The organism is Rhizobium sp. P2_G9, from assembly GCF_056403475.1.
Map to the genome: position 1 here is coordinate 74,091 of NZ_JBFUFK010000016.1, position 13,686 is coordinate 87,776.

Annotated in this window: 15 protein-coding genes; 4 read left to right on the forward strand and 11 right to left on the reverse strand. The window is 62.3% G+C overall.

All coding sequences use genetic code 11. From position 1 onward, the window contains the following. Positions 1-72 precede the first annotated feature (72 nt). The 3 genes from AC1DYF_RS15840 (at position 73) to AC1DYF_RS15850 (ending at position 2,064) form a co-directional block, all read left to right on the forward strand. Positions 73-525 (forward strand): DoxX family protein, encoded by a 453-nt coding sequence (locus AC1DYF_RS15840; RefSeq protein WP_477877695.1) that lies wholly within the window; start codon positions 73-75, stop codon positions 523-525. A gap of 242 nt (positions 526-767) precedes the next feature. Then, the gene (locus AC1DYF_RS15845; RefSeq protein ID WP_477877696.1) at positions 768-1,598 is read left to right on the forward strand and encodes an alpha/beta fold hydrolase; all 831 of its coding nucleotides are present in this window, start codon (positions 768-770) and stop codon (positions 1,596-1,598) included. 127 nt (positions 1,599-1,725) lie between these two features. After that, complete coding sequence (locus AC1DYF_RS15850; RefSeq protein ID WP_477877697.1) at positions 1,726-2,064, forward strand: lysozyme inhibitor LprI family protein; 339 nt, start codon at positions 1,726-1,728, stop codon at positions 2,062-2,064. Between the two features lie 10 nt (positions 2,065-2,074). Here the strand turns inward: AC1DYF_RS15850 and AC1DYF_RS15855 are convergent, their stop codons facing one another. From AC1DYF_RS15855 to AC1DYF_RS15900, 10 genes are all read right to left on the reverse strand, one after another. Further along, the gene (locus AC1DYF_RS15855; protein WP_477877698.1) at positions 2,075-3,022 is read right to left on the reverse strand and encodes an ABC transporter permease; all 948 of its coding nucleotides are present in this window, start codon (positions 3,020-3,022) and stop codon (positions 2,075-2,077) included. Position 3,023: 1 nt separating this feature from the next. Beyond that, positions 3,024-4,004 (reverse strand): ABC transporter permease, encoded by a 981-nt coding sequence (locus tag AC1DYF_RS15860; RefSeq protein ID WP_477877699.1) that lies wholly within the window; start codon positions 4,002-4,004, stop codon positions 3,024-3,026. A gap of 1 nt (position 4,005) precedes the next feature. Next, positions 4,006-5,472, reverse strand: coding sequence for a sugar ABC transporter ATP-binding protein (locus tag AC1DYF_RS15865; protein WP_477877747.1), 1,467 nt, complete (start codon positions 5,470-5,472; stop codon positions 4,006-4,008). 11 nt (positions 5,473-5,483) lie between these two features. After that, the gene (locus AC1DYF_RS15870) at positions 5,484-6,500 is read right to left on the reverse strand and encodes a substrate-binding domain-containing protein (RefSeq protein WP_477877700.1); all 1,017 of its coding nucleotides are present in this window, start codon (positions 6,498-6,500) and stop codon (positions 5,484-5,486) included. Between the two features lie 147 nt (positions 6,501-6,647). After that, positions 6,648-7,532 (reverse strand): SMP-30/gluconolactonase/LRE family protein, encoded by an 885-nt coding sequence (locus tag AC1DYF_RS15875; RefSeq protein ID WP_477877701.1) that lies wholly within the window; start codon positions 7,530-7,532, stop codon positions 6,648-6,650. 4 nt (positions 7,533-7,536) lie between these two features. Further along, positions 7,537-7,728 carry a tautomerase family protein gene (locus tag AC1DYF_RS15880; RefSeq protein WP_477877702.1) on the reverse strand — a complete coding sequence of 64 codons (192 nt, stop codon included), beginning with the start codon at positions 7,726-7,728 and terminating at the stop codon, positions 7,537-7,539. Between the two features lie 112 nt (positions 7,729-7,840). After that, positions 7,841-8,590 (reverse strand): response regulator transcription factor, encoded by a 750-nt coding sequence (locus AC1DYF_RS15885; RefSeq protein ID WP_477877703.1) that lies wholly within the window; start codon positions 8,588-8,590, stop codon positions 7,841-7,843. Continuing rightward, a complete protein-coding gene (locus tag AC1DYF_RS15890) occupies positions 8,590-9,852 on the reverse strand; it encodes a GAF domain-containing sensor histidine kinase (RefSeq protein WP_477877704.1) in 1,263 nt (420 codons plus the stop codon). Before AC1DYF_RS15890 ends, AC1DYF_RS15885 begins: the two co-directional genes overlap by 1 nt. A 312-nt stretch (positions 9,853-10,164) precedes the next feature. Then, positions 10,165-11,133, reverse strand: a complete 969-nt coding sequence (locus tag AC1DYF_RS15895; RefSeq protein WP_477877705.1) for an acrylyl-CoA reductase family protein — start codon at positions 11,131-11,133, stop codon at positions 10,165-10,167. A gap of 165 nt (positions 11,134-11,298) precedes the next feature. Further along, on the reverse strand, positions 11,299-12,384 hold the full coding sequence (locus tag AC1DYF_RS15900; RefSeq protein ID WP_477877706.1) for a DUF2252 family protein: 1,086 nt from the start codon (positions 12,382-12,384) through the stop codon (positions 11,299-11,301). A gap of 100 nt (positions 12,385-12,484) precedes the next feature. Between AC1DYF_RS15900 and AC1DYF_RS15905 the strand changes: the two genes are divergently transcribed. Next, the gene (locus tag AC1DYF_RS15905; protein WP_477877707.1) at positions 12,485-13,258 is read left to right on the forward strand and encodes a hypothetical protein; all 774 of its coding nucleotides are present in this window, start codon (positions 12,485-12,487) and stop codon (positions 13,256-13,258) included. Positions 13,259-13,335: 77 nt separating this feature from the next. On the opposite strand, the gene AC1DYF_RS15910 is transcribed toward AC1DYF_RS15905, so the two are convergent. Beyond that, complete coding sequence (locus AC1DYF_RS15910) at positions 13,336-13,686, reverse strand: YidB family protein (protein WP_477877708.1); 351 nt, start codon at positions 13,684-13,686, stop codon at positions 13,336-13,338.

Genomic DNA, 13,686 nt, shown 5'->3' on the forward strand with positions numbered 1-13,686 from the left:
CCGATGGCATTGTACGATGCCGAAAAGCCGTTGTAAGCTTCCCTTGCTCATCACATCGCGGAAGGGGAAAACATGCTTGCGAGAATAGAACACAATCTGGCCGTGACCTGCCAGCCGGTGCTCATGAGCCATCCGGTGCGTTGGCTGGGGCTCATCCTGCTCTGCGCGGCCTATTTGCAGGGCGCTGCGATGCGATTTTACGATTTCGGCGGCGCCGTCGCCGAGGTGGAGCGTTATGGCCTCACCCCGGCCCGGCCGGTCGCGGCGTTCATTATCCTCATCCAGCTCGGGGCCTCTTTGATGATCATCACCGGCTTCTGGCGTTGGATCGGCGCGATGGTGCTGGCAACCTTCACCGTGGTTGCGACGCTGATCGCCTTCCGCTTCTGGAGCATGCCGCCGGGTCTGGAACGTGATCTGGCGACCAATACTTTCTTCGAGCATCTGGGCCTCGCGGGCGGCTTCCTGCTGATTTCCTGGTATAGCCTGCACAAGTGGCGAAGGGGTGAGCGCGACTGGACCTGACATCACCAAAGCAGGCGCCAGACAGAAATTTAGCCGAGCTGCAATACGTCATTTTCCTGCAGTCAAGGCGTGCAAAAACAATCGCTAAATTCACGCAAGGCGCTATTTTGGCAAAAAAGCGCAAATCAGGTTTCCAATCTTCCGGCTTCCGCATGACAGGCAAGGACCGCGCTTGACCATTTGACCCATTCCACCGGCAGCACCGCCCGCTGCCTCAACTCAAGCCCAGAAGGAGAACGACCATGGGTTTCGTTACCACCGCCGACGGCACAGAGATTTTCTACAAGGATTGGGGCTCCAAAGACGCTCAGGCGATCGTCTTCCATCACGGCTGGCCGCTCTCGGCCGACGACTGGGATGCGCAGATGATGTTCTTTCTCGAAAAGGGATTTCGCGTTATCGCCCATGACCGCCGCGGCCATGGCCGCTCGACCCAGACCTGGACCGGCAACGAGATGGACACCTATGCCGCCGATGTCGCAGTGCTGACTGACGCGCTCGATCTCAAGGGCGCCATCCATGTCGGCCATTCCACCGGCGGTGGCGAAGTCGCCCATTATGTCGCCCGCGCCAAGCCCGGCCGCGTCTCCAAGGCGGTGCTGATCGGTGCGGTGCCGCCGATCATGGTCAAGTCCGATAAGAATCCCGGCGGCCTGCCGATCGAAGTGTTCGACGGTTTTCGCGCAGCACAGGTGGCCAATCGCGCCCAATTCTTCCTCGACGTGGCATCCGGCCCGTTCTACGGCTTCAACCGTCCGGGCGCCAAAGTGTCCCAAGGCGCGATCGAGAATTGGTGGCGGCAGGGCATGATGGGCGGCACCAAGGCGCATTACGATTGCATCAAGGCCTTCTCGGAAACCGACTTCACCGAAGACCTGAAGACGATCGACGTCCCGGTGCTGATTATGCATGGCGAGGACGATCAGATCGTGCCGATCGCCGATTCCGCTCTGCTCGGCATCAAGCTCCTCAAGAACGGCACGCTCAAGACTTATCCGGGCCTGCCGCATGGCATGTGCACCACGCATCCGGAGATCATCAACCCCGATCTCCTGTCCTTCTTCCAGTCTTGATCACTATCTTTGGGGCGTCCGCGATCCGCGGGCGCCTTAACCGTCCACGCAGATTTCATACCCGTGTCGGAACCTGCGCCCCGGTTACAGACTTCATCAAAAGAGATCAGAATTACCGGAGCGGATCATGCTGAAATATATCGCCTTTGCCTTGCCTTTGCTGTTTGTCACAAGCGCCCATGCCGCCAGCTTCGACTGTGCCAAGGCGCAAGCCCCGGACGAAAAGGCGATCTGCGCCCATCTTGATCTCAACGACGCCGATGTGCGCATGGCGACCGTGCTCGACATGGAATTGCAGATGGTGGCGATGGGGCAGCGCGATGCCATCCGTGACGCGCAAAAGGCATGGCTGACGCTGCGCGGCAAATGCGGCAGCGACGTCGCCTGCATCCGCGCCGCCTACCAGCGGCGGCTCACGGATCTCGACAAGGTGTTCAAGGACATCGCTTCACGCGGCCCCTTCTGAGCCGCGAGCCCTACCGAAGCGCTTTCTGGCCGCCCGCGGCGGTAATGACGCCGACAATGATCAGTCCGGTGAACAGCAGCCTGAGGCCGGCGCTGACGCCAAATGTATTGAGCATGGTCAGCAGCAGCACCAAAAACAGCGCCGCACCCCAAATGCCCGGCACATTCGCCTTGCCGCCGGCCACGGACGTGCCGCCGATGACGACGACCGCGATCGACGACAGCAGATATTCATTGCCGATATCGACATTGGCGCCACGGAAATAGCCGGCCAGCAGCGCGCCATTCAGTCCACCGAGCGTGCCCGACAGCATGTAAGTCAGGAACCGGATACGGCCGACATTGACGCCCGCCAGCCAGGCGGCGCGGATGTTCTGGCCGATCGCCAGGACCGAACGCCCGTAGATCATCCGATGCAATGCAATCGCCGCGCCAAGCGTGAACACGGCCGTCAGGATCGCCAGCACCGGAATGCCGAGCACTTGCACATTGGTGAAATCGGCAAAACCCGGCGGCGGCTTGATCTGCAGGCCGCGGCCATAGCTGATGTCGACCGACTGGATGATGAAGCTTGCCGACAGCGTTGCGATGATTGGCGGAATGCGCAGCGCCCAGATCAGCAGGTAATTGACAGCACCGATGGCCGCGCCGCAGGCAAGCGCCGCGATCAGTCCGACAACGATCATGCTGTCCTGGCCGTCCATGGTCTTCATCGCCACCGCACTTGCCAGGCCGATATTGGCCGGCAGCGACAGATCGACATTGCCTGGCCCGAGCGTGATGACGAACATCTGGCCGATACCGACAATCACCATGAATACAGCCAGCGACAACGCCGCCGTGACCATGCCGCCGGCGCCGACACCGCCGGTAAACACAATGGTGGCAAGCCAGACCAGCAGCGCGCCGAGGAAGGACCAGATCCAGGGTTTCGATGCGATCATCTTCACGTAAGTCATCTTACGTCTCCCTGCGGCTGATCAAGGCGCGCGCAGCCAGCACGACGATCAGGATCGCGCCATTGGCCGCCACCTGCCAGTCGGGCGGAATGCGCATGAAGGTCAGCAGCGACGAGGCCGCGAGCGCCAGCGTCAGTGCGCCGATGACCGCGCCGATCGGCGACACACGCCCGCCGACAAACTCGCCGCCGCCGAGGATGACGCCGGCGATCGACAGCAGCGTATAGCCATTGCCGATATTGGCATCGCCCGACGAGGTGATGCCGATCAGCGTTATCCCCGAAAGCACGCCGAACACGCCGGCAAGAGAGAACAGCACGACCTTGGTCCAGAGCAGCGACCAGCCGGCGCGCGCCAATGCCGCCGGATTGCCGCCCGACCCGCGCAGCACCGCACCATAGGAGGTGCGCATCAATCCGAACTGCACGACCACGGCAATCAGGATCGCCGCCAGGATCGGCAGGGGAATGTAAGGCGGTTTGAGCGAGGTCAGCGCCTGCAACCAGTCCGGCGCCTTGCCGCCCGGCTTCGGCAGGATCAGGATCGCCAGCCCCTGCCAGACGAAACTCATACCGAGCGTGACGACGATAGACGGCAGGTTGCGCAGATGAATGAGCGCCCCAAGCAGCCCGTAGAGCGCAATGCCGCCGAGGAGCACAAGCACGCCGATCGCAGGATCGTCATGCAGCCAGGTGGCCGTCACGCAGCCGACGAAACCGACAAAGGTGCCGATCGACAGGTCCAGCTCATTGCCGGCGATGACGAACATCTGGCCGATGGTCGCGAGCGCAATCGGGATCGCCAGATTGAGCATCAGGCTGAAGCCGAAATAGGAAATGGCGCGCGGATTGAGCCAGGCAATGGCGATCAGCACCAGTGCCAGGGACAGCGCCGGCAGAAGCGCGCGCAATGCCCGCGCCCGGCCTGCCGCGCCCTGCGCGCCGGTCAGCCCGGCAATATTGCGAAGCGGGGCCGTCGTCATTTCAGACCGCTTCCGCAAACGAGGACTGGATGATCTTCTCTTCGGTCAGTTCGTCGCGCTGCAAATTGGCGACGATGCGGCCGTTCTTGAAGACATAGACATGATGGCAATTGTCGAGTTCCTCGGTTTCGGTCGTGTACCAGATGAAGGTACGGCCGTTCCTGGCTTCCTGGCGGACGAGGTCGTAGACATCGAGCTTGGTGCCGATGTCGACGCCGCGCATCGGATCGTCCATCAGAATGATCTCGGCATCGGAACCGAGCGCCCGGGCAAACAGCGCCTTCTGCTGGTTGCCGCCGGAAAGCGACAGGATGTTGTTGTTCATGTCGGGCGTGCGAATGCCGATCTTCTGCTTCCAGCTGTCGGCCAGTTCGGCCTCGCGGGTTTCCGAGATCAACAGGCCGGAGCGTAGTCGCGCCACGGAGCGGATGCCGATATTTTCCTTGATCGACCATTGTGGAAAGATGCCATCCGACTGGCGGTCGCCAGCCACAAGCGCCACCGGCCCAGCGACCTCGATCCCTGTCTTGCGCCGCGCAGCACCACGAAAAATATCGAGCAACAGGTCGGTCTGGCCATGCCCGGCGAGGCCGGCGAGCCCAATGATCTCGCCGGCATGCGCAACGAGTTCGGCGCCATCGCTCTGGCGTTTGGGCTTTGCACGCACCCGTACCTCACCGACCGACCAATCCGCTCCCTGTTCACGCGCCGCCTTCTCACGATGGCTCGCGCCGCCCATGGTCGCGACCAGCAGTTGGCGGTTGAAGGCTCTCGCCCCATCGACTGCTACCACCTTGCCGTCGCGCATGACGACGATGCGGTCGGCATTGTCGAGGATTTCGCCGAGAACATGCGAAATCAGAATGCAGCTGCCACCGCCATCGACGAAGCGCCGGACGAAGGCCAGCAACTGGCCCGCCGTATGCGCATCGAGCGACGAAGTCGGCTCGTCGAGGATGACCATGTTGAGCGGATCGTCGGTGACGGTGAAAGCCCGCGCCACCTCGACCATCTGCCGCCGGCCGATCGACAGGTCGGCCACGATATCGTTGGGATCGATGCCGTTGTCCGGAAAAATCTCGTCGAGCTTGGCCTTGATCAGCTTCGCCGCCTCGCGGCGCCAGCCAAAGCCCCGGATTGCCGGGTGATTGATGCGCGTGTTCTCCGCCACCGACAGATTGGGGCAGAGCGACAGTTCCTGGAACACGCAGCGAATGCCGACCTTCTTCGCGCGGCTGACGGAATAGCCCGTCTCGGCGCTGTCCATCACCACCATCTGGCCGCGATCGAGCACGCCTGTCCCGGCCAGCATATGCATCAGCGTCGACTTGCCGGCGCCGTTATGTCCGACCAGGCCGACGCATTCGCCGGCCTGGACGAGGAAATCCACCCCATCAAGCGCGCGAACGGCGCCGAAATGCTTTTCGGCGTCGCTCAGCTTGACGATGGCCTTGGATGTGTCCGCCAAAGATGCCACGATCACTTCTTGATATTGTCGGCAATCGCCTTGATCGCATCAGCCTGGGTATATTCCGCCGAGGCGACGCCACCGACAGGGATGTTCGGCAGGGCGGCTTCGAAGTTATCCTGGGTGAAGGCGAGATACGGCACCAGCAGGTCATGCGGAATGTCCTTGCGGCCATCGAGCACCTGCTGCGCCACCCAGAAAGCCAGCGTCGAGACGCCGGGCGCAATCGAGCCCGACCAGGTCTTGTAGCCGTCCTTGGCCTTCTGTTCCTTCCACCATTGCAGCTCGTCCTGGCGGTTGCCCATGATGATGGTCGGGCGCGGCTTGCCGGCAGCGGCAAAGGCCTGCGCCGCACCATAGCCGTCACCGCCCTGGTCGACGATGCCGACGACATCCGGCAGCGACGGCAACACGGTGGCGACGGCCTTCTGCGCCGTCGTCTGGTCCCAGTTGCCGGTCACCGAATTGACGATCTTGAATTCCGGATGCGCTTTCACGCCTTCGAGCAGACCATTATGGATGGCATCATCGATCGAGGTGCCGGCCAGACCGCGGATTTCCAGGAGGTTGCCGCCTTCCGGATGCAGCGCCTTCATCTGCTCCACTTCCTGCTTGCCCATGTCCTTGAAGTCGACGACGACGCGGTAGGCGCAGGGTTCGTTGACGATGCCATCGAAGGAAACGACGACGATACCGGCATCGCAAGCCTGCTTGATCGCGCCATTCAGCGCATCCGGCGAGCCGGCGTTGATGACAATCGCGTCATAGCCCTGCAGGATCAGGTTCTGGACCTGCGCGGCCTGGGTCGGCACTTCCTGGTCGGCCGTGGTGAAGACGTCGGCGGCAGCGACCACCTTGTCGGCGACCGCCTTCTTGGTGACCGCGTCATAGCTTTTCAGCATCGCCTGCCGCCAGGAATTGCCGGCATAATTGTTGGAAAAGGCAATCTTCTTGCCGCTTGTGTCGGCCAGTGCCGTGCCCGATGCGAGCATCGCGGTCAGTGCGCCGAGTACCAAGAGTTTACGCATGTCATTCCTCCCGTTGAACGTTGGCTTCTACCGGCCGCCGGTCCTCTCCCGGCATTCCGGCCTCATGGTGCCCGAGGCACCCCATGCCGTCAACCAATGGCCGGCGGTCATTCGTCTTGCGCGTCGCCGCGCCCAGGGCCGAAGCCCCTAAAACAGTCTCAAGCCCGGCACCCGTACCCTCAGCCGATAAAGCGTGCTCGAAGCGGTGATGTAGAGGCTCTTCAGATCTTCGTCGCCGAAGGTGAAGTTGGCGCAAGGCTCCGGCATGCCGATGACGCCGAGCACATTGCCCGATGGATCGAAGACATGAATGCCGCCCGGCCCGCAGCAATAGACATTGCCGACGCTGTCGATCTTCATGCCATCCGGCGCGCCCTCGCCTTCACCAGTCGTCTCGGCCCAGACTGCGCCACCGGTCAGTTGACCTTTCGGCGTGATGTTGAAGACGCGGATATGCTGCCGTTCGGTGTCGTTGACGAACAGGCGCGATTCATCGAGCGAGAAGCAGAGCCCGTTCGGCTGGCCGAAGTCGTCTGCCAGGAGCGTCAAGTCGGATCCATCAGGATTGACCCGGTAGACGCCCCGAAACGACAGCTCCAGCTCGCGCGGCACGCCATAATATTCAACCCGCCCGAAGATCGGGTCGGTGAAGTAGATCGCCCCGCCGGTCGCCACGACGATGTCATTGGGGCTGTTGAGTTCCTTGTCGCCGTAATGCGTAGCGACCACTGTCGTCGAGCCGTCGGCTTCGAGCCGGGTGACGCGGCTCAGCGCATGTTCGCAGGTAAGCAACCGGCCCTGCCGGTCGAGCGTGTTGCCGTTCGCCTTGTTGCTCGGCCGGCGGAAATCCTCGATCGCGCCGTCCGGCCGCCGGATATACATCCGGTTCTCCGGCATGTCGCTGAACACCAGCCATTTCTCATACGGGTGCCAGACGGGGCCTTCGGTGAAACCCATGCCGCTCTTGATCACCTCAAGAGCACCATCGCCGACCACATCGGCAAAGCCGGGATTGCGGGTCATCAGTGTCATGGGGCTAACGCGACGGTTTCACGGCCTTGTTGCCGCCGACATACCAATCGCCGCTCTCGACATCTTCGAACACGACCCAGATAGCATCCATCGGCAGTTCGGCAACGTCGGCGATCACTTCCGTCACCCGATGCGCAATCTCTTTCTTGCGCTCCTCGGAATGACCCTTGAGAATCTGGATATTGACGAATGGCATTGGGCGTCCTCCCCGCTTCCTGCTTTTGGCACAGTAGGACACGGGCGGATGAGAGGCGCCAGCGCACAAACCACAGCTTGGACTGTGCGTTTACACACTCTTAATAAGTTGGCTATTGCTTACGAATATCCTTGGGCGGAGTGGGCCGTTCCAGCCAGGCATCGAGATTTTCCTGCTCGCGCCGGAGCGCATCGATGTTGATCAGCCCGCGCGCCAATGCGAGATAGATCGCCCTTGTGCGCGAATTGAACATCGAACTTTCGCCCGCGCCTTCATCGAGATCGGCAAGGCCGAGTTTTTCGTAGAGATGGCGGATGCGCGCCTGGGCGCCGCGTGTCGACAGCCCGCGCCGCATGGCGATCGCCTTGTCGGTCAGGCCGAGCGCCACATCGATCAGGCTTTCATATTCGCTGTCGGTAATGCCTTCCAGCCGGTCCTGGACGCGATGCTGAATACCGCGCACCTCGCGATCGATGATGCAATGCCCATCGACGAAGACGCCGCGCAATGCCGAGCGCATGCCTTCTTCCGACGCCGATTTCAGCACATAGCCATAGACCGTGCCCGGCGGCACGATGCGGGCGACACCACGGACATAAGACTCGTCAGCGAAGTTCGACCAGAACAGGATATGCGTGTCCCGGCTATGGCTCCAGATCGAGCGCGCCACTTCGATGCCGGTGGCCTTGGGCAATTGCAGGTCGAGCACGACGCAAGGCGGCTGGTGGCGGCGGGCCAGATCGATGGCGACGTCGCCCGCTGTTGCCTCGATCACGTCGACATCCCCGGCCCACAAATCCTCGACGGTGCTGCGCGCAAAAGCGCGATGCAGCCCGTCATCCTCGGCGATCATCACCAGCATCAGTGTCTCTCTGTCATTGTCATAGGAATTTCGGGTGGCGCTGCGTCAGCCGGCCGGGGCATTTCGATCGCGACACGCGTGCCACCCTTGCGGCTCGCACGCCGGATCCTCAGCCGCGCACCGATCAGCGCCGCCCGCGTGTGCATATGGCCGATGCCGCCGCCGGCATTCGGATCGACGGTGTCGCAGCCGCGCCCGTCGTCGGTGACGACGATCCGCAGCAGAGCAGGCGTTGCCTCGATCTTCACCTCGATACGCTGAGGACCGGCATGCCGCACGGCATTGTTGATCGCCTCCTGCGCAATGCGATAAAGCGCCGTCAGGATACGTTCCGGCAAGGCTTCCGCCGCCCCGCCGGATTCATCATGCATCCTCACCGCGATCGACGGCACCGCGCGGCTGACGCTGCGGTTGAGATGCGCCTCGATCGCGTCGCGCAAGCCGAAGAGTTCCAGCACGCTCGGCCGCATGTCGTCGACGATATGGCGCAGCTCGGTCAGGCAATTGACGACTTCGCCTTCCAGTTCCGCGAGTTGCGAGACGCCGGCAATGCCGTTGCGGTGCATCGCCGAGACCTGCCGTACGACGCGCGCGAGATCGGCGAGCGTCTGGTCGTGCAGATCCATGGCAATCCGCCGCCGTTCGCGCTCCATACCTTCTGTAAGTCGAGACGCACCTATGCGCAGCAGTTCCTCGCGATTGCGTGCCTCGCTCTCGGCGATCAGCGCCCGGCGCGCCTCCTCGGCCTGGCTGAGCGCGAAAATATAGGGCGCGATGAACTCGGCGCAGTGCCGCGCCGTCTCGACATCGATGTCACAATAGCAATCGGGCGCATGCCGGCTGACATTCAGCGCGCCGACGATATTGCCACGCGCCTTTAGTGGCACCACGACGCGGCTCCTGAGCTCAGCGGCAAAGATTGGGCCATCGGCAGCGCCGGCGAAGTGGAAGCGGGGGTCCTTCAGCGCATCGCCGCTGAGGAGATGGTCGACCTCGCCGCGCAGCACCGCCCGGATCGGGCTCATTTCGATCTGCAACGGATGCAGCACGGATTCGCTCCAGCTGGTGAAGCAGCCGGTCTCATAGCAGACATGACTGCGGCCGTCCTTGAGCAGCACGGCGATGTCCATATGGTCGTGCGGCAGCAGCCGGCCGATCTCGGTCGCCGTCGCCCGGAAGGCGGCGCCGACATCGGTATAGCCGGAAAACGCCCGCGATATCGCCAGCAGCCGATCGACCAGTTCCGTACCGGGACTGAGCATGAATTGCACTCCTCCATGCACCATTGAGGACGATCATGCCATCTTTCGGGAAGGTTGGCATCCTGTTCTATATCCGATGTTTAGGACAGATTGGGATGGCGGCCCTGCCGTATTTGGAAAAGACCCTCTCTGGCCTGCCGGCCATCTCCCCCACAGCGGGGGGAGAAGACTCGCGGCACCCGCTCGGCTCAATTGGGGCGCAGTGGGTGCGGCTGGGTTTGGGGYGGGGTCTTGGCGTCATATGCGATTGCGCCGCCGTAATAACGGGGAGAGGACTTGCGCAACCGGTACAGTCGCCAGTCCAATCACCATCTACCAGCTCAATACGATCCGCCCCTTGCTCTTCGACGCGAGCAGGCCCTTGGCGAGATCGGCTACCTCATCGAACTTATGTTCGAAGATCATATCATCAAGCGGACGCTTGGCGACGGCAGCGCCCAGGCGTTTCCAGGCGGCGGCGCGTTTTGCCTGCGACGCCATGACGGAATCCACGCCGAGCAGGTTGACGCCGCGCAGGATGAACGGCGCCACCGATGTCGGCAGGTCCATGGTCGCGGCGAGACCGCAGGCGGCGACCGAGCCGCCATATTTCGTCGTCGAAAGAATGTTTGCCAGGATCTTGCCGCCGGCAACGTCGATGCCGGCCGTCCAGCGCTCCTTGGCGAGCGGTTTTGGGTCCTGCTCGAACTCGGCGCGCGCGACGATATCCCTCGCGCCCTGCGCCCGCAGATAGTCTTCTTCCTCCGGGCGGGCGGTCATCGCGACCGCGTGATAACCCGCGGCATCCAGCAAGCGCAGCGCAAAACTGCCGACGCCGCCGGTGGCGCCGGAGACGACGATCTCGCCCGAGCCGAGCGGCAATCCATAGGCTTCGAGCGCGTCCAGCGCCAGCGCCGCGGTCACGCCGGCCGTGCCGACCGCTGCAGCATCGCGGCTCGAAAGATCATCCGGCAGTTTCACCAGCCATTCGGGTTTCAGCCGCGCCCGCGTCGAATAGGCGCCCCATTGCGTCTCGCCGAGGCCGAAGCCGGTGGCGATAACGCGGTTGCCGACCTTGAAAGTGCCGGACGCATCCTCACGCACCGCGCCAACCAGATCAATGCCGGGCACCATTGGAAATTTGCGCGAAATCGGCGCCGAACGGGTAATCGATAGCGCATCCTTGTAATTGATCGCCGAATGCAGGACGTCGATCAGTACAGGTTCTGGCGGCAAATCGTTTTCAGAATGCTCGACCCAGCCGCCGGCGTCGCCTTTGTCCATGAAAATCCAGCTTTTCACTGCAGTCTTCCTCCTCACTTATCCGGTCGCGTTATCCCAGTTGTTGCAAAAGGGATTGCAAGCCAGACTCTCGCAGCATTGACAGGGTGCAGTAAATAGAAGGCAGCTGAAAACCCAGGCGCATCGCCTGATGGGATATAGCCAAGGTGCAGAAGGAAGCCTCACCTAGCCTTTTGATGCCGGCGCGGCATCGTAATACGCCTTCCAGACTTTGTAATCCTCCTTGACGGCATGCTCGGCCGTCTGGGCCGCATCGTGCAGCCAGTTCGGATGCTTTGCTGCAAGATCTTCGACGATAGGCTGCCGTCCGCGATTACCGGAGAGATGGATCGCAGCCAGGTCGGCGCCCATCTTCTCGAGAAGTTTGCCATTGTATTTCGCGGCTCGGCTGTCCGTCAGATCGATCTTGTGGGAATCGAAAGCGATACGCCGCACGATATATCCCGGCCGGACCTCGAGGAAAGGATCCGGCGCCCGGTAGCGGCCTCTCGCCAGCTCCATGAACAGGGCGCCGTCATTGCTGCCTGCCGGGTCCCAGGCGGACGGCACGAGCGCCTTGGCCTCCCGCAGGACTTTGCCGCCGCACCACAGGCCGATAGCGAGATAACGCGGCCGGCCAAGCGAGCCTCCTCCCTTCTGCCAGGTGCGGATATCGATGTCCTCGGTCTCGCCGGGAAGCAGGGCTGTCAGCAGTGCCACGACATCCTCGGGGACATTCTTCGTCTTTTGCGCTTCCGCGAGTTCGTCGTCGAAAGAACTTGCTTCTTCGTGCATATCGTAGAGCAGCCCTTGAAACCAATCCGCCGCGCCCACCACAAATGGCTGGGGCTGGTCGAGGCCACTGTGATAGCCGGTCAGGATCGCATCTATAGCCTCGTCATCGCCGATCGGCAGGGTCTTGGCCAGACGCGCGCTGGTGGCGAGCCGTACCAGATCGTAGGTATAGGGCAGGATAGCGGCTTCGTCGAAATCATTGACGCCCCAGACAAGGCGACCTTCCGCATCCCGCCATGTACCCCAGTTTTCAATATGCGCGTCGCCGACACTCGGAACCTGAGGCGCGTCAGCAAGTGCAGACAGAAGAAGGGGAAGTTGCCTGGCGAACCGGTAGCACGTGGCGCGGAAGAACCGGAAACTGTTCCTCGCCATCTTCTCATGCTTCTCATCCAGACCCTGTTTGACAACCGGGCACTGCTGGCGCAGCCAGGTCTCATAGGCTTTGGTCTCTTCGACGATCGTGGGTAAAGACATCGACAACCTTCCCTTGGTCCTCTCTTGTATACGGGCGGCTAAGCGATATAGCGCCGACGATGAGCCAAGACAGCAACAACACAAACTTCCTCGCCACAACTTGACCAAAGAGCAAGTTCCGACTGCCTCGATCGGACCGCGGTCAGACAGTCCAGACGCTTCGGAGGAATGTCATGCGCGTCATTTCGGCCTTGCCGGCCTGCTGCTCGCAGCACTCATCACGGTGGTCTTGGCCTATCCTGCTGCCGCGGCCGTGGCCTGCCCTTCCTGCTACGGTTTCACTTCGCTTGGCGACAATATCTACATCGACCGCACCATGCAGCAGGTCGAACGAAGGCAGACGGAACAATTCATCACAGAGGCCCGCGACAAAGTGTCCTCATTCTACGGCGAGCGGCGGGGGATTCGCGTATCCTTGTCTGCGCCAGCGACGATTGCTACCGCAAGATGGGCGGCGGATCGCGCGGCATGGCGATGTTCGACATCGCACTCGTGCTTGCGCCAGGCGGGCGACAACCCGGTGATCGCGGCTCACGAACTTTCGCATATCGAGCTGCATCGTCGAACCGGCCGATGGAAGACATTCGAGCGAGCCGTGCCGCAGTGGTTCGACGAGGGCCTGGCAGTGGTCGTGTCCGGCGACCCGCGTTATCTCAAGCCGGAGGGCGCGGCCGATCGATGCACCGCCGCACCGGCGGCCGACCTGCCGGCGTCGCGCGCAGACTGGGTCGCGCATGCCGAGCGCGACGATCTCTATCCGAAGGCGGCGTGCCGGGTGCTGCGCTGGATGAACACACATAGCGGACCAGCCGCCATCGACCGGCTTGCCGACGCAATGGCCAACGGATCGGACTTCGCAGCCGCGACCCGATAGTGCGAAGATTGAAGGCACGGCAATCCACCGCGACAACATGTGCTGAAGGGGCGGCACTTCTGCCGCCCCGGCACGCTTCACCGCGACGCGAGCACACCGTCCGGGCTGGCCTGGTCGACCGCCGATGGCAGATGCTGGGCGAGCAAGTGCGGCACCTGATCGACCGAGACGCCGAGCTTGGCCGCGATCTGCTGCAATTGCCCACTGCTCAGAACGGAGTTGATCTCGTCGGCCGTCAGCGGCACGTTGTCGCCCTTGCCCAGCCAGGAATTGACCTTGGAGCCGAGGCCGGCCTGATTGAGCTGGTTGACGATACCGTCCATGCCGCCAATCTCGGTGAACGCCTCGGACAACAGCCCGCTTACGCCGCCCGGATGCGATGCAATGGCATTCTCCAAAATTCCCGTGAGACTATCGAACAGGCCCAT